34 protein-coding genes are annotated in these 21973 nt (G+C 63.6%); 4 read left to right on the top strand and 30 right to left on the bottom strand.

Annotated elements, in window-relative coordinates:
* The first annotated feature begins 5 nt into the window (after positions 1 to 5).
* The 3 genes from R3D65_RS09825 to R3D65_RS09815 are packed head-to-tail and all read left to right on the top strand — an operon-like array spanning position 6 to position 2696.
* Positions 6 to 1154, top strand: coding sequence for a branched-chain amino acid ABC transporter permease (locus R3D65_RS09825; protein WP_371275056.1), 1149 nt, complete (start codon positions 6 to 8; stop codon positions 1152 to 1154).
* A gap of 4 nt (positions 1155 to 1158) precedes the next feature.
* Complete coding sequence (locus R3D65_RS09820) at positions 1159 to 1929, top strand: ABC transporter ATP-binding protein (RefSeq protein WP_371275055.1); 771 nt, start codon at positions 1159 to 1161, stop codon at positions 1927 to 1929.
* A gap of 5 nt (positions 1930 to 1934) precedes the next feature.
* Positions 1935 to 2696: an ABC transporter ATP-binding protein gene (locus R3D65_RS09815; RefSeq protein ID WP_371275553.1), complete on the top strand. Its 762-nt coding sequence runs from the start codon at positions 1935 to 1937 to the stop codon at positions 2694 to 2696.
* 110 nt (positions 2697 to 2806) lie between these two features.
* Here R3D65_RS09815 and R3D65_RS09810 read toward each other — a convergent pair whose 3' ends face one another.
* The 5 genes from R3D65_RS09810 to crcB are packed head-to-tail and all read right to left on the bottom strand — an operon-like array spanning position 2807 to position 6581.
* A complete protein-coding gene (locus R3D65_RS09810) occupies positions 2807 to 3592 on the bottom strand; it encodes an ATP12 family chaperone protein (protein WP_371275054.1) in 786 nt (261 codons plus the stop codon).
* Positions 3593 to 3606: 14 nt separating this feature from the next.
* Positions 3607 to 4254: an HAD-IA family hydrolase gene (locus tag R3D65_RS09805; protein ID WP_371275053.1), complete on the bottom strand. Its 648-nt coding sequence runs from the start codon at positions 4252 to 4254 to the stop codon at positions 3607 to 3609.
* Positions 4251 to 5177, bottom strand: coding sequence for a DMT family transporter (locus R3D65_RS09800; RefSeq protein WP_371275052.1), 927 nt, complete (start codon positions 5175 to 5177; stop codon positions 4251 to 4253). The genes R3D65_RS09805 and R3D65_RS09800 overlap by 4 nt, the downstream gene beginning before the upstream one ends.
* Positions 5174 to 6163, bottom strand: coding sequence for an RluA family pseudouridine synthase (locus R3D65_RS09795; protein WP_371275051.1), 990 nt, complete (start codon positions 6161 to 6163; stop codon positions 5174 to 5176). Before R3D65_RS09795 ends, R3D65_RS09800 begins: the two co-directional genes overlap by 4 nt.
* Positions 6164 to 6197: 34 nt before the next feature.
* Positions 6198 to 6581: a fluoride efflux transporter CrcB gene (gene crcB, locus R3D65_RS09790; protein ID WP_371275050.1), complete on the bottom strand. Its 384-nt coding sequence runs from the start codon at positions 6579 to 6581 to the stop codon at positions 6198 to 6200.
* A gap of 144 nt (positions 6582 to 6725) precedes the next feature.
* Here crcB and R3D65_RS09785 point away from each other — a divergent pair, with 144 nt between their 5' ends.
* Positions 6726 to 7160: a translation initiation factor 2 gene (locus R3D65_RS09785; RefSeq protein WP_371275049.1), complete on the top strand. Its 435-nt coding sequence runs from the start codon at positions 6726 to 6728 to the stop codon at positions 7158 to 7160.
* 27 nt (positions 7161 to 7187) lie between these two features.
* On the opposite strand, the gene R3D65_RS09780 is transcribed toward R3D65_RS09785, so the two are convergent.
* From R3D65_RS09780 to rpsC, 25 genes are all read right to left on the bottom strand, one after another.
* Complete coding sequence (locus R3D65_RS09780) at positions 7188 to 7715, bottom strand: flavodoxin domain-containing protein (RefSeq protein ID WP_371275048.1); 528 nt, start codon at positions 7713 to 7715, stop codon at positions 7188 to 7190.
* A gap of 12 nt (positions 7716 to 7727) precedes the next feature.
* Positions 7728 to 8009 (bottom strand): hypothetical protein, encoded by a 282-nt coding sequence (locus R3D65_RS09775; RefSeq protein WP_371275047.1) that lies wholly within the window; start codon positions 8007 to 8009, stop codon positions 7728 to 7730.
* Between the two features lie 64 nt (positions 8010 to 8073).
* Entirely contained in the window at positions 8074 to 8316 is a 243-nt protein-coding gene (locus R3D65_RS09770) for a hypothetical protein (protein ID WP_371275046.1), read from the bottom strand.
* Between the two features lie 17 nt (positions 8317 to 8333).
* Positions 8334 to 9647, bottom strand: a complete 1314-nt coding sequence (locus tag R3D65_RS09765; protein WP_371275045.1) for a replication-associated recombination protein A — start codon at positions 9645 to 9647, stop codon at positions 8334 to 8336.
* Positions 9648 to 9655: 8 nt separating this feature from the next.
* The gene (locus R3D65_RS09760) at positions 9656 to 11164 is read right to left on the bottom strand and encodes a DegQ family serine endoprotease (RefSeq protein WP_371275044.1); all 1509 of its coding nucleotides are present in this window, start codon (positions 11162 to 11164) and stop codon (positions 9656 to 9658) included.
* Positions 11165 to 11364: 200 nt separating this feature from the next.
* Positions 11365 to 11793 carry a 50S ribosomal protein L17 gene (gene rplQ / locus R3D65_RS09755; RefSeq protein ID WP_371275043.1) on the bottom strand — a complete coding sequence of 143 codons (429 nt, stop codon included), beginning with the start codon at positions 11791 to 11793 and terminating at the stop codon, positions 11365 to 11367.
* Positions 11794 to 11899: 106 nt separating this feature from the next.
* Positions 11900 to 12910 carry a DNA-directed RNA polymerase subunit alpha gene (locus tag R3D65_RS09750; protein ID WP_371275042.1) on the bottom strand — a complete coding sequence of 337 codons (1011 nt, stop codon included), beginning with the start codon at positions 12908 to 12910 and terminating at the stop codon, positions 11900 to 11902.
* A gap of 109 nt (positions 12911 to 13019) precedes the next feature.
* Positions 13020 to 13409, bottom strand: coding sequence for a 30S ribosomal protein S11 (gene rpsK / locus R3D65_RS09745; protein WP_371275041.1), 390 nt, complete (start codon positions 13407 to 13409; stop codon positions 13020 to 13022).
* A gap of 120 nt (positions 13410 to 13529) precedes the next feature.
* On the bottom strand, positions 13530 to 13898 hold the full coding sequence (gene rpsM, locus R3D65_RS09740; RefSeq protein WP_371275552.1) for a 30S ribosomal protein S13: 369 nt from the start codon (positions 13896 to 13898) through the stop codon (positions 13530 to 13532).
* 201 nt (positions 13899 to 14099) lie between these two features.
* Positions 14100 to 14684, bottom strand: a complete 585-nt coding sequence (locus tag R3D65_RS09735; RefSeq protein WP_371275040.1) for an adenylate kinase — start codon at positions 14682 to 14684, stop codon at positions 14100 to 14102.
* Positions 14681 to 16021 (bottom strand): preprotein translocase subunit SecY, encoded by a 1341-nt coding sequence (gene secY / locus R3D65_RS09730; RefSeq protein ID WP_371275039.1) that lies wholly within the window; start codon positions 16019 to 16021, stop codon positions 14681 to 14683. The genes R3D65_RS09735 and secY overlap by 4 nt, the downstream gene beginning before the upstream one ends.
* A 170-nt stretch (positions 16022 to 16191) precedes the next feature.
* Positions 16192 to 16665, bottom strand: coding sequence for a 50S ribosomal protein L15 (rplO, locus tag R3D65_RS09725; protein ID WP_371275038.1), 474 nt, complete (start codon positions 16663 to 16665; stop codon positions 16192 to 16194).
* A 20-nt stretch (positions 16666 to 16685) separates the two neighbouring features.
* On the bottom strand, positions 16686 to 16886 hold the full coding sequence (gene rpmD / locus R3D65_RS09720; protein ID WP_371275037.1) for a 50S ribosomal protein L30: 201 nt from the start codon (positions 16884 to 16886) through the stop codon (positions 16686 to 16688).
* Positions 16887 to 16951: 65 nt separating this feature from the next.
* Positions 16952 to 17509, bottom strand: a complete 558-nt coding sequence (rpsE, locus tag R3D65_RS09715; RefSeq protein ID WP_371275036.1) for a 30S ribosomal protein S5 — start codon at positions 17507 to 17509, stop codon at positions 16952 to 16954.
* Between the two features lie 110 nt (positions 17510 to 17619).
* Positions 17620 to 17979 carry a 50S ribosomal protein L18 gene (gene rplR / locus R3D65_RS09710; protein ID WP_371275035.1) on the bottom strand — a complete coding sequence of 120 codons (360 nt, stop codon included), beginning with the start codon at positions 17977 to 17979 and terminating at the stop codon, positions 17620 to 17622.
* Positions 17980 to 17991: 12 nt separating this feature from the next.
* Positions 17992 to 18525, bottom strand: coding sequence for a 50S ribosomal protein L6 (gene rplF / locus R3D65_RS09705; RefSeq protein WP_371275034.1), 534 nt, complete (start codon positions 18523 to 18525; stop codon positions 17992 to 17994).
* A gap of 34 nt (positions 18526 to 18559) precedes the next feature.
* Positions 18560 to 18958, bottom strand: a complete 399-nt coding sequence (rpsH, locus tag R3D65_RS09700) for a 30S ribosomal protein S8 (RefSeq protein ID WP_371275033.1) — start codon at positions 18956 to 18958, stop codon at positions 18560 to 18562.
* Positions 18959 to 18973: 15 nt separating this feature from the next.
* Positions 18974 to 19279 (bottom strand): 30S ribosomal protein S14, encoded by a 306-nt coding sequence (gene rpsN / locus R3D65_RS09695; RefSeq protein WP_371275032.1) that lies wholly within the window; start codon positions 19277 to 19279, stop codon positions 18974 to 18976.
* 24 nt (positions 19280 to 19303) lie between these two features.
* On the bottom strand, positions 19304 to 19858 hold the full coding sequence (gene rplE, locus R3D65_RS09690; RefSeq protein ID WP_371275031.1) for a 50S ribosomal protein L5: 555 nt from the start codon (positions 19856 to 19858) through the stop codon (positions 19304 to 19306).
* Positions 19851 to 20162 carry a 50S ribosomal protein L24 gene (gene rplX, locus R3D65_RS09685; protein ID WP_371275030.1) on the bottom strand — a complete coding sequence of 104 codons (312 nt, stop codon included), beginning with the start codon at positions 20160 to 20162 and terminating at the stop codon, positions 19851 to 19853. Before rplX ends, rplE begins: the two co-directional genes overlap by 8 nt.
* 13 nt (positions 20163 to 20175) lie before the next feature.
* Positions 20176 to 20544 carry a 50S ribosomal protein L14 gene (gene rplN / locus R3D65_RS09680; protein WP_371275029.1) on the bottom strand — a complete coding sequence of 123 codons (369 nt, stop codon included), beginning with the start codon at positions 20542 to 20544 and terminating at the stop codon, positions 20176 to 20178.
* A gap of 61 nt (positions 20545 to 20605) precedes the next feature.
* Positions 20606 to 20845 carry a 30S ribosomal protein S17 gene (gene rpsQ / locus R3D65_RS09675; RefSeq protein WP_371275028.1) on the bottom strand — a complete coding sequence of 80 codons (240 nt, stop codon included), beginning with the start codon at positions 20843 to 20845 and terminating at the stop codon, positions 20606 to 20608.
* Positions 20846 to 20857: 12 nt separating this feature from the next.
* Positions 20858 to 21058, bottom strand: coding sequence for a 50S ribosomal protein L29 (gene rpmC, locus R3D65_RS09670; protein WP_371275027.1), 201 nt, complete (start codon positions 21056 to 21058; stop codon positions 20858 to 20860).
* 14 nt (positions 21059 to 21072) lie between these two features.
* A complete protein-coding gene (rplP, locus tag R3D65_RS09665) occupies positions 21073 to 21486 on the bottom strand; it encodes a 50S ribosomal protein L16 (RefSeq protein ID WP_371275026.1) in 414 nt (137 codons plus the stop codon).
* Between the two features lie 40 nt (positions 21487 to 21526).
* Positions 21527 to 21973 (bottom strand): 30S ribosomal protein S3 (rpsC, locus tag R3D65_RS09660; RefSeq protein ID WP_371275025.1); only part of this gene is annotated, 447 nt, incomplete at its 5' end.

The raw sequence follows: 21973 nt of genomic DNA, 5'->3' as shown, positions 1-21973 counted from the left end.
CGAACATGTTTGGCAACCTGTCCCGCAACGACTGGCTACTGCTGCTCGGCTTCTCGGTCGTCGTGCTGATCAGCCCCTGGACCCTGACGCCGCTCGGCGCCGGCTATCCCGCCCTTTTGCAGAAGTTCTGCATCTTCGGCATCTTCGCCATGGGCTTCAACATCCTGTTCGGCCTGACCGGCTATCTCTCCTTCGGGCATGCCGCCTTCCTGGGTGTCGGCTCCTACGCCGCCGTCTGGTCGTTCAAGCTCTTTACCATGAACGTCATTCCCGCGGTCATCTTCGGCGTCCTGTTCGCCGGGCTCTTTGCGGTGCTCATCGGCTATGTCAGCCTCAGGCGGTCGGGCATCTATTTCTCGATCCTGACCCTGGCCTTCGCGCAGATGAGCTACAATCTCGCCTATTCGGTGCTGACGCCGATCACCAACGGCGAAACCGGCCTGCAACTGACCCTTCAGGATCCGCGCATCATCGACAATGCCTTCTCCACCCCCGGTGAAGGCCTGCCGGCAACCAATTTCTTCGGCATCGAGACGAGCGGATATCCCGGCTTCTATTTCTGCGCCGTGGCGCTGATCATCTGCTTCTTCCTGACCCTGCGCATCTTCCGTTCGCCCTTCGGCATGATGCTGCGCGCCATCAAGTCGAACCAGAACCGCATGCGCTACACCGGCTTCAACACCCGGCCCTACCTGCTCACCGCCTTCGTCATCTCCGGCATGTATGCCGGGCTGGCCGGCTCGCTGATGGCCGTCACCGACCCCCTTGCAGGCGCCGAGCGCATGCAGTGGACAGCTTCAGGCGAGGTCGTGCTGATGACCATCCTGGGCGGCGCGGGAACGCTGATCGGGCCCATTCTCGGCGCCGGCGTCATCAAGTATTTCGAGAACATCTTCTCGTCCTTCAACGACCGAATCCTCGAACAGGTCTTCTCCTTCCTGCCCGAAACGGCGCGCGAGATCAGCGTCTGGATCACCGGCCTGTTCGTCGGCGACGGCTGGCACCTGACGCTCGGCGTTGTCTTCATGCTGATCGTCATCTTCCTGCCCGGCGGCATCATGGAAGGCATCCAGCGTATCTATCGCCGCCTTGGTGGCGGGTCCGGCCCAGGCGCCGGCGCCCCCGACACGGCAGCCGCCCAGCCCGCGGAGTGAGAACATGACAACAGCAAGCGAAAACATCGTTCTTCACGTCGCCGACGTCTCCAAGAGCTTCGGCGGGCTGAAAGCCCTGTCCGACGTGGATCTGCAGGTGCGCGAGGGCACGGTGCATGCCATCATCGGCCCCAACGGCGCCGGCAAGTCGACGTTACTCAATGTCTGTATCGGCCGGCTGAAGCCGACCGAGGGGCATGTCGTCTTCAACGGCCAGACGCTCGACCAGCACGAACCGCACGAGATCAACCAGCTTGGCGTCAGCCGCGTGTTCCAGACGCCCGAGATCTTCACCGACCTCACGCTGCTGGACAATGTCATGATCCCGGCTTTCGCCAAACGCGACGGCGCCTTCCGCTTCAACGCCATGGCCGCCCTCTCCGCCCAGGACGATGTGCGCGCGGAGGCGGAGGAAACGCTGCGCGACATCGGCCTCTTCGAGATGCGCCACCAGATCGCCGGCAGCCTGTCGCGCGGCGACAAGCGGCGCCTGGAAATGGCGATGTGCCTGATCCAGAAACCCAAGCTGCTGCTGCTCGACGAACCGACGGCCGGCATGGCGCGCCACGACACCAACATGACCATCGACCTGCTCAACCGGATCAAGAAACGCGGCATGACAAAGGTGATCATTGAACACGACATGCATGTCGTGTTTTCTCTTGCAGATCGCATCAGCGTTCTGGCCCAGGGCCGAATCATCGCGGAAGGCACGCCTGAAGAGGTGCGCAACAATCCGAAGGTGAAGGAAGCCTATCTCGGGGAGGAGCACTGATGAACATGGCAGCCGTTGGAGACCTGGAAGGGGAGAGCGTAGCCTTGAACGAGAAATCCGCATCACCCTATTTCAGCGTCAGGGACATCCACGCCTACTATGGCGAATCCTATATCGTTCAGGGCGTATCCTTCGACATCGCCAAGGGAGAGGTCCTCTCGCTTCTCGGCCGCAACGGTGCCGGCAAGACGTCGACGCTGCGCACACTGGCCCGCGTGGAGACACCGGCGCTCAGATCAGGCGAAATCTGGCTCGATGGCAAGCCGCTGCACGCCATGCGCGCCTTCGAGGCCGCGGGCGAAGGCGTCCAGCTCGTGCCGGAGGACCGGCGCATCATCGGCGGCCTCACCGTCGAGGAAAACCTGATCCTGGCCCAGGTGACCGAGCCGAAGGGCTGGCCGATCGAGAAGATCTACGAGCATTTCCCGCGGCTGGCCGAACGGCGCAACCAGGAAGCGACCACCATGTCCGGTGGCGAGCAGCAGATGCTCGCCGTGGCCCGCGCGCTGGCCCGCGACCTGAAAATCCTTTTCCTCGACGAGCCCTATGAAGGTCTTGCGCCGGTCATCGTGCAGGAAATCGAGAAGATCGTGCAGCAGATCCGCGACATTGGCATCACCACCATCATCGTGGAGCAGAATGCCGTGGCCGCGCTGCGCCTTTCCGACCGCGCGGTCATCATGGATACCGGCCAGGTCGTCTTCCAGGGCACGGCGAAGGAAGTCCTCGAAAACGAGGAATTGCGGCACGAATATCTCGCCATCTGACCCCTTCTCTAGATGCGGCGGACAGGAAAAAGGCCCGGAAACGCTCCGGGCCTTTTCATGTGCTGCATTGGCAAATGGCGTCAGGACTCGGAAATGACTCGCGAATCCCTTCAGGCGATCGCGTCAAGAAGGCGCCATGCGGCTTCCATTTCCCGCTCCCGCGCCTTGCGCCGCGCCGTTGCTTCGGCGTCTTCGCCCCACAATTCGATATTCCAGTCCTCGTCCACATGCGCGGCCGTCCAGGCCTGCTGCCATGTCAGGCCGCCACCGGCCGCCGCCAGCGCCAGCAGCGCAGAACCGGTCAACGTGGTCATGGAATGCAGCGCAGCCAGGCGGAACGGATCGTCGAAGCCGCGCAGGTGAATGCCCACGGCGCCGATGCTCTCGCCCGGCTGGTCGACATGCATCACGCCTTCAGCCAGGACGAACCGCGCGCCAAGCGCGCGCTCCACCCATTCCAGCACCGGATCCCAGATTTCGGTCTGCCGCGCCACAAGACGCTCCGGCGTGCCGGCGCGGTAGCACAGGAGGTCCGACGAGGAGAAGCGCTGGATGTCCTCGGCCACCGCCTGCATGTCCGCCGCCACGCCATCAATGGCGGTATTGGCCAGCCGGGTGACCGGCATGGTCATCGGGTTGATGGTCTCGCCCTGCGCACCGTATTCGTCAGCGACGAGCCTGGCGGCGGCTTCCGTCGGCAGGATCATGCCATGGCGGCCGGGCGTACGCACCAACCGTCCGTCCAGCGTCACGGCGAACCCCTCGCCTTCGGCTGCCACGCCGGCCTCCGTGTAGAAACGCTTGGGCAGCGGCTTGAGCATCTGCTTTTGCGCGCGCCGCGCCGGATCGGGATCGGACAGCCTGCCCGCGTCGAGGTCGTTGAGGATATCGCGCATCGCGAGACCTTTCGTCAGAGATGGTTGAGCAGGCCGGACGGATGGACGAGCACGTCCTGCGCCCCGTGCTGGCGCAGCGCATCGGCGGTACTGTAGCCCCAGGCCACGCCAATGGCACCGGCCTTCGCCGAGCGCGCCATCTGCATATCGTAAATCGCATCGCCGACGACAAGGGTGTCCTGCGGATCGATTCCGGTTTCCGCGCAGCATTCCAGCACCATGGCCGGATGCGGCTTGGAAGGACAATCATCCGCGGTGCGCACGGTCAGGAAATGTGCGCCGAAACCGTGCGTCTCGAAGACGGCCGTCACGCCGCGGCGCGATTTCCCCGTCACCATCCCGATCAGCACATCGTCGCGCGCGGCGAGGCCGGCGATCAGCTCGCCAATGCCGTCATAGAGATTTTCGCGGAATTCCGCCTCGGCGCGCATTGCCACGAAATGGTGCTTGTAGCGCTGCACCAATGCGCCAATCGCCTCGTCCACCTCCCGCGCCAGCAGGCGTGCAATGGCCAGATCGAGCGACAGGCCGATCACGCCGCGCGTCGCGTCAGGCGCCGGCAGCGGCAACGCGGCCTCGGCAAAGGTGCGTTCCATGCAGCCATGGATCAGCCCCGCGCTGTCCACAAGCGTACCGTCGCAGTCAAACAGGATCAGTTTCACGCCATGTCTCCGATGCTTCGCCGTCCCGGCCTGTTGACCAGCACCAGTCCTGCCCCGATCAGGCCGAGCGCCAGGCCGATCTGCGGACTGAGCGGCTCGCCCAGCAAAAGCGCACTCGCGGTCACGCCGGTCAGCGGGGTGAGAAAGGCAAAGCTTGAAAGGCTGGCCGCAGAATAGCGCTGCACCATGCGGAAGAAGGCCAGGTAGGTGATCGAGACGATGAACAGCGCCTGGAAGGCCAGGGTCGCGCTGGGAAGCCAGCCGACATCGCGCAAGGCCGGCCCGCCAAGCGGAATGAAGGGCAGTGTCACCAGGGCCGAAACCCCGAGCTGGTAGAGCATGCTCTTTTCCGGTGGCGCATCGGCCAGCCGCGTCATCTTGACGACCAGCACGGTCGCCGCCCAGCACAGCGCGGCGCCGAAGACCATCAGATCCCCCAGAAGCGCGAAGCGCGAGGGCAGCGTCACCTTGTCGGCAAAGACCAGCGCCACCCCGCCAAAGGCCAGCGCCATGCCGGCAAGCTTGCGCCACGAAAGCCGCTCCAGCCCCAGCAGGTGACCGCCCGCCAGCACCCAGAACGGCATGGAATTGAAGATCAGCACCCCGCGCGCGACATTGGTGATGTCCATGGCCAGGAACAGAAGGATGAACTCCACCGAGAAGAACAGTCCGGCCAGCAGGCCCGGCCACAGCGTCCCGTCCTTCGCCGAAAGCGGAATGCCACGCCACCGGCACCAGCCGGCGATGCACAGCGCACCGACGGCGGAGCGGATGAAACACTGCATCAGCGGACTGTAGCCGGTATTGGCCACCTTCATCGCCACCTGGCTCAGCCCCCAGCAGGAAGTCAGCACCACCATCAGAACCATGGCACCCGGCGTGAGCACCCGCGCGGCATTGGGGTGAAGCGCACCCGTGCTCATGACCCGGCCGCCGCCTCGTCGAAGCCGAGCAGGTTCCAGCTTTGCACCATGTGCGGCGGCATCGGCGCCGTCACGTCGATCATGCCCGTGCCGTCCGGATGCGGGATGACGATGCGCCGCGCGTGAAGGTGCAGCCGGTTCTGGATGCCGCCGGGAAATTCCCAGTTCTGGTCCGCCTCGAAATATTTCGGATCGCCGATGATCGGACAGCCGATATGAGCCGCATGAACGCGAAGCTGATGTGTCCGCCCGGTATAGGGCTCCATTTCCAGCCAGCTCAGGTTCTGCCCCGCCTGGTCGACCACCCGGAAATGCGACACCGCGTGGTCCGCGCCGGCCTCGCCATGGCGGGCAATGCGCATGCGGTCGCCATCGGGCGTCGCCTCTTTCACCAGCCAGGTGGAAATCCGCCCTTCCGGCTTCCTCGGCACGCCCTTGACCAGCGCCCAATAGGTCTTCTTCGTCTCCCGTTCACGAAAGGCCGTGGTCAGCTTGACCGCTGCCCCGCGCGTGCGCGCCACGACCAGGATGCCGGACGTGTCCCGGTCGATCCGGTGGACGAGGCGCGGCTTTTCGCCCTTCGGGCTTCGCCAGGCGTCGAGCATGCCGTCGACGTGACGGGTCACGCCCGAGCCGCCCTGCACGGCCAGGCCCGACGGCTTGTTGAACACGAAAATCTTGTTGTCCTCGTAGAGCAGCATCTTGGACAGCACCGCGCCATCGCCCTGGTCGCGCATCGTGCGTGCGGTCAGCGGCCCGCCACCATTCCCCTTGAGGTCGGCGCCCAGCGGCGGAATGCGCACCACCTGCCCGGCTGCAAGGCGCGTTTCGGACTTCACCCTTCCGCCATCCACACGCACCTGGCCGGTGCGAAGCAGCTTCTGCAGGGCGCCGAAGCCAAGCCCCGGCACATGCAGCTTGAACCACCGGTCCAGCCGCATGCCGTTCTCGTCCTCGCTTACCGTCACCTGTTCAACGCCGGCCATAACCTGTCCTCATTCGCCAGAAGCGCCGCCCATATCACCCTGCAACACTTCTTGCGAGCCACAAACCGGTAAAAAGCGCCGCGATGGACAGCGCAACCGACCCGAAAACATACATCGCCGCCGCCAGGCCCTGACCCCGCTCCCACAGCACGGCCACATCAAGCGAGAAGGCGGAAAACGTGGTGAAGCCGCCAAGCAGCCCCGTCGCCACGAACAGGCGCAACTCGTTGCTGCTGCCGCCGCTGCGCCGCGTCAGCCAGGCAATGAAAAGCCCCATGACGAAGGAACCCGCGATGTTCACGGCCATGGTGCCATGCGGAAAACCCGGCCCGGCGAGGCGCAGAAGGGCCTGGCCTGTCAGATGCCTCAGAGATGCGCCGATGGCCCCGCCAAGGGCAACGAGAAACAGATGCAGCATGGACCTGTTGATAAACGTTTCTCCACCTGCGGTGAAGCACTGAATGCTGTCGACCTTGTCTCGACAATCCCCGGCCACACGGATAACCACAACCCTGTGGGCTTCATGGGGGATTTGATGTTACCGAAAATTGCAGCACTTGCGATGGCTTGCACCACCCTGGCCGGGTGTGGAACCATGGTTCGCGGCACCACCGAGGATGTCCGCATCCTGGTCGAACCGGACGACGCCACCGTGACGACAAGTCTCGGCCACCGGTGCAACGCCATGCCCTGCACCGTAAATGTCGCCCGGCGCGACCAGTTTACCGTCACCGCCAGCAAGGAGGGCTACGTCACGGAAAGCGTTGACGTGGGCACGAAGGTCTCGGGCGGCGGCGCGGCAGGGTTTGCAGGCAACATCGTGGCGGGCGGCGTCGTCGGCATGGGCGTGGACGTGGCCACCGGCGCCGCGCTGGATCACACACCCAACCCGGTCGTCATCAAGCTGCGGCTTCAGGGCGCGGAACCGGCCGCGGCCGAACCGCCCCGTCCCATGCCGGACAAGAGGCCACGCCGCGGGAATGTCCCGGTTTCGTGATGGGCGCGCCAGACCTGGCCGGAGCGTTCAATCGGCCAGGACATCCTGCACGAATGCGGCGAGGGCTTCCCAGTCGGTATATTCGTGGTCCTCGGATGTATCCACATCGCCGCCTTCCTTTGCCGCGATATGGCGCATGAGCAAGCGCTTCAGGAAATCGTATTTCGTGTAACGCAGCGCCCCGGCGGCATGGTGGACGGCGGCGGGATGCCAGCCTGTTTCCGCGAAAAACGCGTCCGCCATTGCCGCCACCTCGCGCTTTTCCGCCTCGAACTGCGACGCCATGCCCAGCGAGACCGACACGAAGGCGGTCTTGCGCCCGTTCAAGGCATTGGCGTGATCCGCGATCCACTGCACGAAGGGCGCGGGAAACCGCCCGATATGGATAGGCGCCGCCGCGATCAGCGCATCGGCCATGGCGACGTCGACATCCTCCAGGTCCGCCGCGTCATAGACGGTCACGTCGTGGCCCAGGCTCTGCACGGTACCGGCCACATGCCGGGCGATCTTGCGTGTCTGGCCTTCCACCGTGGCGTAGATGACGATCACATGCATGGCATATCTCCCTCAGCAGACCTGGGTTTCGCAGGCCAGGAAACGGAACGGGCCTTCGGTGGATTCGCGCACCGCATCGAACCGGCGTCCGTCCCGGCACTGGATGCGCGCTTCCTGCGCCGGCTTGCCGCCGAGATCGCCTTCCCGGGCGTTGAGGAAATACTCCACCTCGCAATCCAGCTCGCCCGCCGCCTGCGAACTGATCTCCTTGAGCCACGGATAGTCGGTCTGGGCAAAAGCACCGGCGGTGCCGGCGATGACGAAAACCGATACGAGGGCTGCGGACAGTCTCATGGTGAGCCTCCTTTGACCTTTGGCAACAACTGCCAGACAAGGCGGACCCGCGCCTTGACCGGCGTCAATCGCCAGCCTGCCGCCGGCCGCGCGCACCGGCAAGCTTGACCGCGATCAGAGCAAAGGGCCAGACGTGCCAGAGAATGTCGAACCAGTCGATGGGCCGGAACGGATGTCCCTCGATCAGCCAGCGGGCCTTCTCGACGAGATGCGGTTCCGGCAGGAAGGGTGCGCCGCCGATCAGCACCGCGATGATGATGAGCGTGGGCCATGGAATCGCTCCGATGAGATCAGCCAGCCTGGTCATGCCATGTCCTTCCGCGATCAGCCCTTGCGCTCGCGCCGGAGTCTGGCCCACCAGTCCAGCCGCTTGCGGATTTCACGTTCGAATCCCCGGTCGGGCGGATTGTAGTAGCTTTGCCGTCCCATCGCCTCGGGAAAATAATCCTGCCCGGAAAAGGCGTCCGGCTCATCATGGTCGTAGCGATAGCCGGAACCGTAGCCCTCTTCCTTCATCAGCCGCGTCGGTGCGTTGAGGATATGCGCCGGCGGCAGCAGCGAGCCGTGCTCCCTTGCCGCGCGCATGGCCGCCTTGTGCGCCACGTAGACGGCATTGGATTTCGGCGCGGTCGCGAGATAGACGCAGGCTTGCACCAGCGCCAGTTCGCCTTCCGGCGAACCGAGGAAATCATAGGCATCCTTGGCCGCGTTGGCGATGACCAGCGCCTGGGGGTCTGCAAGCCCGATATCCTCCACCGCCATGCGCACCAGCCGGCGCGCCACGAACAGCGGCGTTTCACCGGCATCCAGCATCCGCGAGAGATAATAGAGCGCGGCATCGGGATCCGACCCGCGCACCGATTTGTGCAGCGCCGAAATCAGGTTGTAATGGCCGTCCTGGCTCTTGTCATAGACCGGCGCGCGGCGCTGCACCACGCGCTGCAGCCCTTCCTGGTCGAACACCTCGCCCTCCCCGGCGGCCCGCCAGACCTCCTCGGCCAGCGTCAGCACCGCGCGCCCGTCACCATCGGCCATGCGGATCAGCGACGCCCGCGCGCCCTCGTCCAGCGGCAGCGCCCTTGCCTCGGTCTTCTCCGCCCGCTCCAGCAGATGTTCCAGGCTCGCCGCATCATGCGGCTTGAAGCTCAGCACCCGGGCCCGTGAAAGAAGCGCCGCGTTGAGCTCGAAGGAAGGGTTTTCCGTCGTCGCACCGACAAGAATGACCGTGCCGTCTTCCATGACCGGCAGGAAACTGTCCTGCTGGGCACGGTTGAACCGGTGGATTTCATCGACGAACAGCAGGGTCTGCCGGCCATTGCCGCGCCGCATCCGGGCTGTATCGAAAACCTTCTTGAGATCCGCCACACCGGAGAAGATGGCCGAGATCTGCTCGAAGGCGAGATCGGTCTCGCCCGCCAGCAGCCGGGCCACGGTGGTCTTGCCGGTGCCCGGCGGCCCCCAGAAGATCATCGAGCCGAGCGAACCGGAACGGATCATGCGTGTGAGCACGCCATCCGGCCCGGTCAGGTGGTCCTGTCCCGTCACATCGGCCAGGCTTGCCGGACGCAACCGGTCGGCCAGCGGGCGTCCCGTCCGTGCTTCCTGCGCCTGCGGCTGGTCTGAGAACAGGTCGGCCATGGAAGCGGTCAGTATCGCAGAACCTGGCGCAGGATCTGGCCATTGCGCTCGATGGAGAAGCGCCACCAGCGGCTGCGCTCCATGGCCACCCTGTTCAACTGATCGGCATTGCGGATGTCCTCTCCATTGACCTCCACCACGATATCGCCCGGCCGCAGGCCGAACCGCGCCGATGGCGAATTGCGGGCCGTCTCGGTAATCACCACGCCCTTGCGGCTTTCGGGCAGCCGCAGTTTCTGGGCAAGGCGCGGCGACAGTTCCGAAACGGTTGCGCCGGCAAACGGGCTGTCGCCCTCGATCTGCACGGTGCTGGTCGCGCTCATGCCTTCCGGAGCGCGTTCGAGCGTCACCGCCACGCTTTCCATGCGTCCGCGCCGCAGAACCTGGAAATCCACCCGCGCCCCCGCACTTTCTGTGGCCAGCCGGTAGCCGAGCGCATCGGGGTTTTCGATCGCCCGCCCGTTCATCGCCAGCAGCACATCGCCCGGTTTCAGCGCCGCCTTTTCGGCCGGGCTTCCGGGCGCGATGTTTTCGACAAGTGCCCCGGTGGGAAAATCCATTCCCAGCGCCTCTGCCGTCTGCGCATTGACCGGAGCGAAGGCAGCGCCCAGCCACGGACGCTCGAAATAATCGCCCCCGTTGCGCGCCACGTTCACCACCGCCTTCACCATGATGGAGGGAATGGCAAAACCGATGCCGTTGGAGCCACCCGATCGTGTGAAGATCGCCGTGTTGATTCCGACGAGATCGCCGGCCATGTTGATCAGCGCGCCACCGGAATTGCCCGGATTGATCGCCGCGTCGGTCTGGATGAAGAAGCCGAAATCCGTAACGCCGATATGCGAGCGCGCAAGCGCCGAGACGATGCCGGATGTGGTCGTCTGGCCGACGCCGAACGGGTTGCCGATGGCAAGAACCAGATCGCCCACCTCCAGCGCATCCGAATCCCCCATTTGCAGGAACGGCAAGGGCCGGTCGGAATCGATCTTGAGCACGGCCAGATCCACGCTCTCGTCCTTCAGCAGCACCTTGCTTTCAAACTCGCGGCCATCGGCGAGCGCAACCTTCACTTCATCCCCGTCACGGATGACATGGTAATTCGTGACGACGAGGCCCGATGCATCCACGATGACGCCGGATCCGAGCGACTGCTGGACGCGCGGACGCGAGGGCCGTCCGCCACCGAAGAACTGTTCGAAGAAGGGATCGCCGGCAAACGGAGAGACCGGCTGACGGACTGTCGACTTGGCATAGACATTGACGACTGCCGGCGCGGTCCTCTTCACCAGCGGCGCAAATGAAAGTTCCATCTCTGCCCGCCCGAATGGCAACCGCTTGCCGTCCGCCGTCACCGGCGCCCCGGCAGCCTGCCCGCCGCCGGCGGTCTCCTGTTGCGTGCCGCGCAGCAACTGCCCCAGCAGTTCACGCACACCACCTTCGCCCTCGGCCTGTGCGCCGACAAGCAAGCCGAAGAACACCACCAGACCCACCAGCACTCGGGAAGCCAAACGCGCCATGCCCGGAAACTCCTTTTTCGTGAACCTCGATCCGCGATTCGGACCGTATCAAGTCTTGCCCGTCACTTCGACCATTTGAGGACACAGCGGCACGGCCGCGGCGAAATCGCACACATCGGACGATGCCCGACCTTGCCGCACGAAAAAAGCCGCCCCGTTTCCGGAGCGGCTCCTGTCGGCATTCACGGAGGAAGCGGCGATCAGGCCTCTTCGCCCTCGGCAGCCGCTTCGGCTTCCACGCGGGCGCGGTCGGCAGCGCCCTTGGCGTCGACATCGCGGTCCACCAGCTCGATCACGGCCATCGGCGCATTGTCGCCATAGCGGAAACCGGCCTTGAGCACGCGGGTATAGCCGCCATTGCGCTCCTGGTAGCGGGGACCGAGAACATCGAACAGCTTCTTGACCTGCTGCACGTCGCGAATGCGGGAGATCGCCTGGCGGCGGGCATGCAGGTCGCCGCGCTTGCCCAGCGTGATCAGCTTGTCGACGATGGAACGCAGTTCCTTGGCCTTGGGCAAGGTCGTGACGATCTGCTCGTGCTCGATCAGGCTGGCCGCCATGTTGGCGAACATCGCCTTGCGGTGGCTGTGGGTGCGGTTCAGTTTGCGATGCGCGTTACCGTGTCTCATGATGCCTTCTCCTTCGTGGGATGTGTCCGCGCCCTAGGTCTTGAGAACGCGGTCCTGTTGGTCATTTTCGAAAAGAACCGCCGGGGCTGGCCCCGGCGGGCATGTCTCAATACTGGTCCTCGTAGCGCTTGGCGAGGTCCTCGATATTGTCTGGCGGCCAGTCCGGCACTTCCATGCCGAGATGCAGCCCCATGGAAGCCAGCACTTCCTTGATCTCGTTGAGCGACTTGCGGCCGAAATTCGGCGTGCGCAGCATTTCCGCCTCGGTCTTCTGGATCAGGTCGCCGATATAGACGATGTTGTCGTTCTTCAGGCAGTTCGCCGAACGCACCGACAACTCCAGCTCGTCCACCTTCTTCAGCAGCGCCGGGTTGAAGGCGAGCTCCGTCACCTGCTCGGCCGGCTGGTCCTTCTGCGGCTCGTCGAAATTGACGAAGATCGAAAGCTGGTCCTGCAGGATGCGTGCAGCATAGGCCACAGCGTCTTCACCGGAGATCGAACCATCGGTCTCGATCGTCATGCTCAGCTTGTCGTAATCGAGAACCTGGCCCTCGCGGGTATTCTCGACCTTGTAGGACACCTTGCGCACCGGCGAGTAAAGGCTGTCGACCGGGATCAGGCCGATCGGGGAATCCTCCGAGCGGTTGCGGTCGGCAGGCACATAGCCCTTTCCGGCATTGACAGTGAATTCCATGCGGATTTCCGCGCCCTGGTCAAGCGTGCACAGCACGTGGTCGGGATTGAGGATTTCCACATCGCCCACGGTCTGGATATCGCCCGCCGTCACGATGCCCGGGCCCTGCTTGCGCACGACCATGCGCTTCGGGCCCTCGCCTTCCATGCGGATGGCGATTTCCTTGATGTTGAGCACGATGTCGGTGACGTCCTCGCGCACACCGGCAATCGAGGAGAATTCATGCAGGACGCCGTCGATCTGCACGGCCGTGACGGCTGCACCACGCAGCGACGACAGCAGCACGCGGCGCAGCGCATTGCCGAGCGTGAGGCCGAAGCCACGCTCCAGCGGCTCGGCGACGAGCGTTGTCACGGTGCCCTTCTTCGACGTGAACTCCACGCCATTGGGCTTGATCAGTTCTTGCCAGTTCTTCTGGATCATATGGACTTGTCCTTCCGGTGCCCCCGCACCATCCAATCGTGCGGGGCGACATGGAAACCGCAGAGGACCGGTCGAACCCGTTCATGCGGAAGGCGGCAAATGGGCCGCGTCAGACGCGGCGCTTCTTGCGCGGGCGGCAGCCATTGTGCGGAATCGGCGTCACGTCGCGGATCGACGTGATGGTGAAGCCGGCGGCCTGCAAGGCACGCAGGGCCGATTCACGGCCGGAGCCGGGACCGCGAACTTCCACTTCAAGCGTCTTCATGCCGTGCTCGGCAGCCTTCTTGGCACAGTCTTCGGCCGCAACCTGGGCAGCAAACGGGGTCGACTTGCGCGATCCTTTGAAACCCTGGGCGCCAGCGGACGACCAGGCGATCGCGTTGCCCTGGGCATCGGTGATCGTGATCATCGTGTTGTTGAATGTGGAATTCACGTGGGCGACGCCCGACGAGATGTTCTTGCGTTCGCGGCGGCGAACACGAGCGGCTTCCTTGGCCATGGTCTTCCTTTCACTATGATATCCGCACCGCCGTAATGCCGGCGGCTACACCCCTGAAACGAACCGGGCCCGGCGGCGCGGGGGAAACCCGCCGCGCTCCGCAGCCCCATCCGCTCCGGATTACTTCTTCTTGCCGGCGATCGCCTTGGCGGGACCCTTGCGGGTACGCGCATTGGTGTGGGTCCGCTGGCCGCGCACCGGCAGGCCACGGCGATGGCGAAGGCCGCGGTAGCAGCCAAGGTCCATCAGGCGCTTGATGTTGAGCTGCACTTCACGGCGCAGATCGCCCTCGACCCGGTAGTCGCGGTCGATGGTTTCGCGAACCTGCAAGACCTCGGCGTCGGTCAGCTCGTGCACACGGCGCTCGGCCGGGATGTTGCACTTCTCGACGATTTCCTGGGCAAACTTCGGCCCGATCCCGTGAATGTACTGAAGCGCGATCACAACGCGCTTGTTGGTCGGGATGTTAACACCGGCAATACGTGCCATCGTCATTCACTCCATTTCGGCCGGCCATGCCGGCACTCGATCATGAAAACCCGCGTCCGGTGGAGGCCGGCCCTTGCGGGAGCGACAATGAACAAGCCGCCCATGAGGGCGGCCTGAAACATTTGTGTCTTGAGACGCGCCGCTATTGCACGGGCTGACACTTTCGTCAACCCTTCAAAAGCAAACGCTCCCCAGCCCGGCTCAAAGCGAACCGAGCACCGTTTCGATCTGCGCGGTAACGCCGTCGATCGTGTCCATGCCGTCAACGGTCCGCCGCATGCCCTTGGCATGATAGTAGCCGGTCAACGGGGCCGTCTTCTTGTAATACTCGCGAAGCCGTTCGTCGAACACTTCGGGATTGTCGTCCTTGCGAACCGCCTCTCCGGCAGCCTTGGCTTCCTCGGCGCGCTTGACGATACGCCCCACCAGGGCCTTGTCATCGACAACCAGTTCAATCACGGCATCGAGCTTGAGACCCTTTTCCGCGAGCATTTCCTCCACCGCGTCGGCCTGTGCAAGCGTGCGCGGATAGCCGTCGAGGATAAAGCCCTTGGCGCAATCGGCTTCGTCGATGCGTTCGGAAACGATCGCGTTGACGATGGCGTCGGACACCAGTTCCCCGGCATCCATCACGGCCTTGGCCTTGAGGCCCACTTCCGTCTCCGCCTTCACTGCGGCACGCAGCATGTCACCGGTGGAAAGCTGGGGAATACCATGCTTCTCCACCAGGCGCGTGGCCTGCGTCCCCTTTCCCGCTCCGGGCGGTCCCAGCAGAATCAGTCTCATCGTCCCCTCTTTCCCCCTCTCAGTTTGGATTTCTTGATCAGGCCCTCGTACTGATGGGCGATCAGGTGACCCTGGACCTGCGCGACCGTGTCAAGCGTGACGCTGACCACGATCAGCAGCGACGTGCCACCGAGATAGAACGGAACGCCGGTCGCCGAAATTAGAAATTCGGGTAAGAGACAGACGAGAACGAGATAGATCGCGCCGACCAGCGTGATGCGGGTGAGCACATAGTCGATATATTCGGCCGTGCGCTCGCCGGGCCGGTAGCCGGGAATGAAACCCGAATGCTTCTTGAGCTGATCCGCCGTATCCTTCGGATTGAACACAATCGCCGTGTAGAAGAAGGCGAAGAACATGATCAGCCCGGCATAGAGCAACATGTAGATGGGCTGGCCATGGCCAAGCGCCGCCAGGATGGTGGAAGCCCAGGCCGGCATGTCAGTATTCGTCGAGAAGCCGGCGACGGTCGCTGGCAGAAGCAGCAGCGAAGAGGCAAAGATCGGCGGAATCACGCCCGCCGTGTTCAGCTTCAGCGGCAGGTGCGACGTGTCGCCCTGGAACATCCGGTTGCCGACCTGGCGCTTGGGATACTGGATCAGCAGGCGCCGCTGCGCGCGCTCGAAGAACACGATGACGGCAATCACGATCACGGCCAGCGCGATGATGGCCAGGATGATGCCGGTGGACAGCGCGCCCGTGCGCCCCAGTTCGAGCGTTCCGGTGATGGCCGAGGGAAGACCGGCAACGATACCGGCGAAAATGATCAGTGAAATGCCGTTGCCGATGCCGCGCGCGGTGATCTGCTCACCCAGCCACATCAGGAACATCGTCCCGCCGACCAGCGTGATGACAGCGGAAAGCTGGAAGAACCAGCCCGGGTCGGTGACAATGCCCGCCCCGCCTTCAAGCCCGACGGCGATGCCATAAGCCTGCACCGTTGCCAGCAGCACGGTTCCGTAACGCGTGTACTGGTTGATGACCTTGCGGCCCTGTTCGCCCTCTTTCTTCAGCTGCTCGAGCGCCGGCACAACCGACGTCATGAGCTGCATGATGATGGAGGCCGAAATGTACGGCATGATGCCAAGCGCGAAAATCGCCATGCGTCCGACGGCGCCGCCGGCAAACATGTTGAACATGCCCAGCACGCCCCGGCTCTGCTGCTGGAAAGCCTGCGCAAAGGCATCGGGATCGATTCCCGGAATGGGGATGTAGGTGCCGAGCCGGTAAACCAGCAGCGCGCCAAGCGTGAACCAGATTCTCTTCTTGAGATCCTCGGCCTTCGCGAAGGCGGAAAAATTGAGATTGGATGCCAGTTGTTCAGCAGCCGACGCCATGTATCGATCTCCGCTAATGTGCGGCCCTGGCGAAAAAGGCTGTATGCTGGTCGCCGGGCCACCGGATCAGGCAGTTATTGCGATCGCCCGAATAAGGCCGAGGTCACGAGATAGGCCCCGGCTGGCAAAGATGCAAGCGGCGGCCGAAGCCGCCGCTGTCACATTCGCGCTTATTCAGCGCTTTCCTTGGCCGCGACGGTGATGGAACCGCCTGCCTTCTCGATCTTCTCGACCGCCGACTTGGATGCACCGGCAACGTCGATCGTCAGCTTTGCAGACAGGTCGCCATCGCCAAGCACCCGGACGCCGTCCTTGGCGCGGCGGATCACGCCGGCGGCGACGAGCGCGGCGGCGTCCACGGTCGCGGACGCATCCAGCTTGCCCGCATCAACTGCGGCCTGAAGACGGCCGACGGAGACGATGTTGAGGTCCTTGGCAAAGATGTTCTTGAAGCCGCGCTTCGGCAAACGCCGGTAGATCGGCATCTGGCCGCCCTCGAAGCCGTTGACGGCCACACCCGAACGGGACTTCTGGCCCTTGACGCCACGGCCGCCGGTCTTGCCCTTGCCCGAACCGATACCCCGGCCCACACGCTTGCGCGAATGCGTCGCGCCTTCGGCATCTCGCAGTTCATTGAGTTTCATGATCTTGCTCCCTGCCGCTATCAGGCTTCGTCTACGACGCGCACGAGATGCGCGACCTTGGCGATCATACCGCGGACAGCCGGCGTATCTTCCAGCGTGCTGCGGCGATGCATCTTGTTCAGGCCCAGGCCGACGAGCGTGGCGCGCTGGTCGGCGGGGCGGCGGATGGGGCTACCGGTCTGTTCGACGGTTACCGTCTTGCCCGTTTTTGTCTCAGCCATTTTCTTCATTCCCAATCAATGGAGCGCCATGCTTCACGCGGCGCTGACGACATCTGCCGGCGGAATTATTCCTCGCCGCCAACCGTTTCGTGGCGGCGCGCCTGCAGCGTGGCGTACTTGATGCCGCGCTGGGCAGCGACGTCCTTCGGATGCAGCTGATGCTTCAGCGCATCGAACGTGGCGCGAACCATGTTGTACGGATTGGAGGTGCCGAGCGACTTGGCCACCACGTCCTGAACGCCCAGCGTCTCGAAAACGGCGCGCATCGGGCCGCCCGCGATGATGCCGGTACCCGGCTTGGCAGCGCGCAGCAGCACCTTGCCGGCGCCATGACGGCCGGAGACGTCGTGGTGCAGCGTACGGCCGGACCGCAGCGGAACGAAGATCATGTCGCGCTTGGCCGCCTCGGTAGCCTTGCGGATGGCTTCCGGCACTTCACGCGCCTTGCCGTGACCGAAGCCGACGCGACCTTTCTGGTCGCCGACGACGACGAGAGCGGCGAAGCCGAAACGGCGGCCGCCCTTGACGACCTTGGCAACGCGGTTGATGTGGACAAGCTTGTCGACGAATTCGCTGTCGCGCTCTTCACGCTCGCGGCGATCGTCCCTGCGGTTCTGTGCCATATCCTGGTTCCTTTTTCTTTTCCGGTAGCACGGGTTGAATTGAAACGCCCGAAGGCCGGCCGTCCCTTACACGGGCTTGCGGCCGGCCTCAAGACCTTGTTTGCACCTGGTCAGAACGCCAGGCCACCCTCGCGGGCTGCATCGGCCAGCGCCTTGACGCGGCCGTGATAGATATAAGGCCCGCGGTCGAACACCACTTCGGTGACGCCCGCGTCCTTGGCGCGCGCGGCGACAAGCTTGCCGACTTCCATCGCGGCGGCCGTGTCGGCGCCGGTCTTCAGCTTGCCCTTGAGATCCTTGTCCAGGGTCGAGGCGGCGGCAACGGTCCGGCCGTTGGCATCGTCAATGATCTGGACATAGATGTTCTTGGACGAACGGTAGACCGACAGGCGCGGACGCCCGCTGGAAACGGCCTTGATCTTGCGGCGGATACGGGATGCCCGGCGCTGGGTCGAAACTTTCGAAGCCATGACGGCCGCTCCTTACTTCTTCTTGCCTTCCTTGCGCACGATGCGCTCGCCGGCATACTTGACGCCCTTGCCCTTGTAGGGCTCGGGGCCGCGATATTCACGGATTTCCGCAGCGACCTGGCCGACGACCTGCTTGTCGATGCCCGACACGACGATTTCCGTCGGCTTCGGCACCGCAATGGTCACGGCATCCGGCGTCTGGTAGACGACTTCGTGCGAGAAACCGAGCGAGAGCTGCAGGTTCTTGCCCTGCATCGCGGCACGGTAGCCGACGCCGCTGATCTCGAGCTTCTTCTCGAACCCATCCTTCACACCGGTCAGGATGTTGGCGATCATCGTGCGGGACATGCCCCACTTGGACCGCGCATCCTTGCTTTCGTCGGCCGGATTGACGGCGATGGCGCCATCTTCCAGCTTCACCAGGACCTCGTCGTTGACGACGAATTTCAGTTCGCCCTTGGGGCCCTTGGCGGTGACGGTCTGGCCGTCAACCGTGGCCGTCACACCGGCCGGCACCGGAACGGGCTTCTTGCCAATACGGGACATTGTCTTATCCTCGCCTTTGTCTCGGTTGCGCCGATCAGAAGATCTGGCAGAGAAGCTCTCCGCCGACATTCTGTTCACGGGCTTCATGATCGGCCATCACGCCCTTCGGCGTCGACAGGATCGCGATGCCCAGGCCGTTGGCGACCTGCGGGATCGACTTGACCGACACGTAAACGCGGCGGCCGGGCTTCGACACGCGGGCGATCTCGCGGATGACCGGAGCGCCTTCATAATACTTCAGCTCGATCTCGATCTCGGACTTGCCATCGCCGTAGTCGACGGTGGTGTAGTCACGGATATAGCCCTCGGACTTGAGGACATCGAGAACGCGGGCACGCAACTTGGAAGCCGGCGTGGAGACCTTCGTCTTCTTGCGGCCGACAGCATTGCGGATGCGGGTCAGCATATCGCCGAGCGGATCACTCATGGACATGATATCTATCCTTCCTTACCAGCTCGACTTGACCAGGCCCGGGATCTTGCCCAGCGAGCCCAATTCGCGAAGCGCGATACGCGACATCTTCAGCTTGCGGTAATAGGCACGCGGACGGCCCGAAACCTCGCAGCGGTTGCGCAGGCGGATTTTCGACGAGTTGCGCGGCAGCTCGTTGAGCTTGAGCTGGGCACGGAAACGCTCGTCCATCGGCTTGGAACGGTCCATGATGATCGCCTTCAGCGCAGCGCGCTTCTTGGCATAGCGATCGACAAGCTCCTTGCGGTGCTTGTTCTTTTCGGTCGCACTGACTTTAGCCATGTGTATTGTCCTTTTCGCGAGCCGTTACTGCCGGAAGGGGAAGTTGAAGGCCTTGAGCAACGCCCGGGCCTCGTCATCCGACTTGGCAGTCGTACAAACGATGATGTCCATGCCCCACATCTGATCGACCTTGTCGTAGTTGATCTCGGGGAACACGATGTGCTCCTTGATGCCCATGGCGAAATTGCCACGGCCGTCAAAGCTCTTCGGGTTCAGGCCGCGGAAGTCGCGAACGCGCGGCAGCGCGATGTTGACCAGGCGATCCATGAATTCATACATGCGCTCCTTGCGCAGCGTCACCTTGGCACCGATGGGCATGCCCTCGCGCACCTTGAAGCCGGCGATGGAGTTGCGGGCCCGCGTGATGACCGGCTTCTGGCCGGCGATCTGCGCCAGGTCCTCGGCGGCAACCGACGGCTTCTTGGAATCGCCGGTCGCTTCGCCCACGCCCATGTTCAGCACGATCTTTTCGACGCGCGGAATCTGCATGACGTTGGCGTAGCCGAACTGCTCGCGCAACGCGTCGCGGATGGTGGTGTTGTACAGCGTCTTGAGGCGCGGCTCGTACTTGTCAGCCATTGATCACTTCTCCCGAACGCTTGGCCACGCGGACCTTCTTGCCGTCACGGACCTCGAAGCCGACGCGCGTCGCCTTGCCGTCCTTCGGATCGGCAACAGCAAGGTTCGACAGGTCGATGCCCGCTTCCTTGGTGATGATGCCGCCTTCCTGGGTCTGCGTCTGGCGCTGGTGGCGGCGGATCAGGTTGATGCCGCTGACGAGCGCCTTGTTTTCCTTTGGCATGACCTTGAGGACTTCACCCGAACGGCCCTTGTCCTTGCCAGCCAGCACGACGACCTTGTCGCCTTTGCGAATCTTCTGCATTGGTGCGGTCTCCTCAGAGCACTTCCGGAGCGAGGGAAATGATCTTCATGTGGTTCTTGGCGCGCAATTCGCGCGGCACGGGTCCGAAGATACGCGTTCCGATCGGCTCTTTCTTGTTGTCGATCAGGACGGCCGCGTTCTTGTCGAACCGGATGACCTGACCGTCGGGCCTGCGAATGTCCTTGGCCGTACGCACGACCACGGCCTTCATCACATCGCCCTTCTTGACGCGGCCGCGCGGAATGGCTTCCTTGATGGAAACGACGATGATGTCGCCCACGGAAGCATACTTGCGCTTCGAACCGCCCAGCACCTTGATGCACATGACACGACGCGCGCCGGAATTGTCCGCGACGTCGAGGTTTGTTTGCATCTGAATCATGACTGACCGCCTTTTTTCGTTCTGGTCCGAGGGCTAGCATCCCCCGGCATGCATGATTTGATTACGCCTGTTCGCTGGTTACGACGACCCAGCGCTTGTCCTTGGAGATCGGGGCCGACTCCTGGATGAACACCGTATCGCCCACCTTGCAGGCATTGGCCTCGTCGTGAGCCTTGTACTTCTTGGACTGACGGACCGTCTTCTTGAACAGCGGATGGGCAAAGCGGCGCTCGACCCGGACCACAACGGTCTTGTCGTTCTTGTCGGAAACGACGGTGCCCTGCAGAATGCGCTTCGGCATGGATTGAACCCCTTACGCCTTGTTGACCGCCGCCTTCTGGCGGGCAATGGTCTTGATGCGTGCGATGTCGCGGCGGACTTCCTTCACGCGGTCGGTTTTCTCGAGCTGGCCGGTCGCCTTCTGGAAACGCAGGTTGAACTGCTCTTTCTTCAGGTTGGCCAGCTCTTCGTTCAGCTGGTCGGGGCTCATGGCCCGAACGTCTGCGGCTTTCATGGCCTTGACCTTTCCTACTCGGCAATGCGCTGGATGAAGCGCGTCTTGACCGGCAGCTTGGCAGCGCCCAGACGCAGCGCTTCACGCGCGATTTCTTCGTTCACACCGTCGATCTCGAACATGATGCGGCCGGGCTTGACGCGGCAGGCCCAGTAGTCAACCGAACCCTTGCCCTTACCCATACGCACTTCGGTCGGCTTCGACGTGACCGGAACATCCGGAAAAATCCGGATCCAGACGCGGCCGGCACGCTTCATGTGACGCGTGATCGCGCGACGCGCCGCCTCGATCTGGCGGGCCGTGACGCGCTCCGGCTCCAGGGCCTTCAGGCCGAAGGAACCGAAGTTAAGGTCCGTTCCACCCTTGGCCGTGCCATGGATGCGTCCCTTGAACTGCTTGCGGAACTTTGTGCGCTTGGGCTGCAGCATCGTTCTCTACTCCAAATCCTCAATTTCGCAAGCCCGAAGCTTACGCATTTTCGCGGCGGCGGCCGCCCTGATTGTCGCCTTCGACGGCGCGGCGCTCGGAGGCAAGCGGATCGTGCTCAAGGATCTCGCCCTTGAAGACCCAGACCTTGATGCCGCAGATGCCATAGGCCGTTTCGGCTTCGGCAAAACCGTAGTCGATATCGGCGCGCAGCGTGTGCAGCGGAACGCGGCCTTCGCGGTACCACTCGGTCCGCGCGATTTCCGCGCCACCGAGACGGCCGGCGCAGTTGATGCGGATGCCCTCGGCACCCAGGCGCATCGCCGACTGCACCGCGCGCTTCATCGCGCGGCGGAAAGCAACGCGGCGCTCAAGCTGCTGCGCGATCGACTGAGCCACCAGGGTTGCATCGGTCTCGGGCTTGCGCACCTCGACGATGTTCAGGTGAACTTCCGAATTGGTCATCTGCGACAGCTTGCGGCGCAGCTT

Origin of the sequence: Zhengella sp. (assembly GCF_041397485.1) — a bacterium.
Taxonomy (GTDB): Bacteria; Pseudomonadota; Alphaproteobacteria; order Rhizobiales; family Rhizobiaceae; genus Zhengella.
The sequence above is the reverse complement of the archived record's forward strand: the minus strand, read 5'-3'. Positions and strand labels throughout refer to the sequence as shown.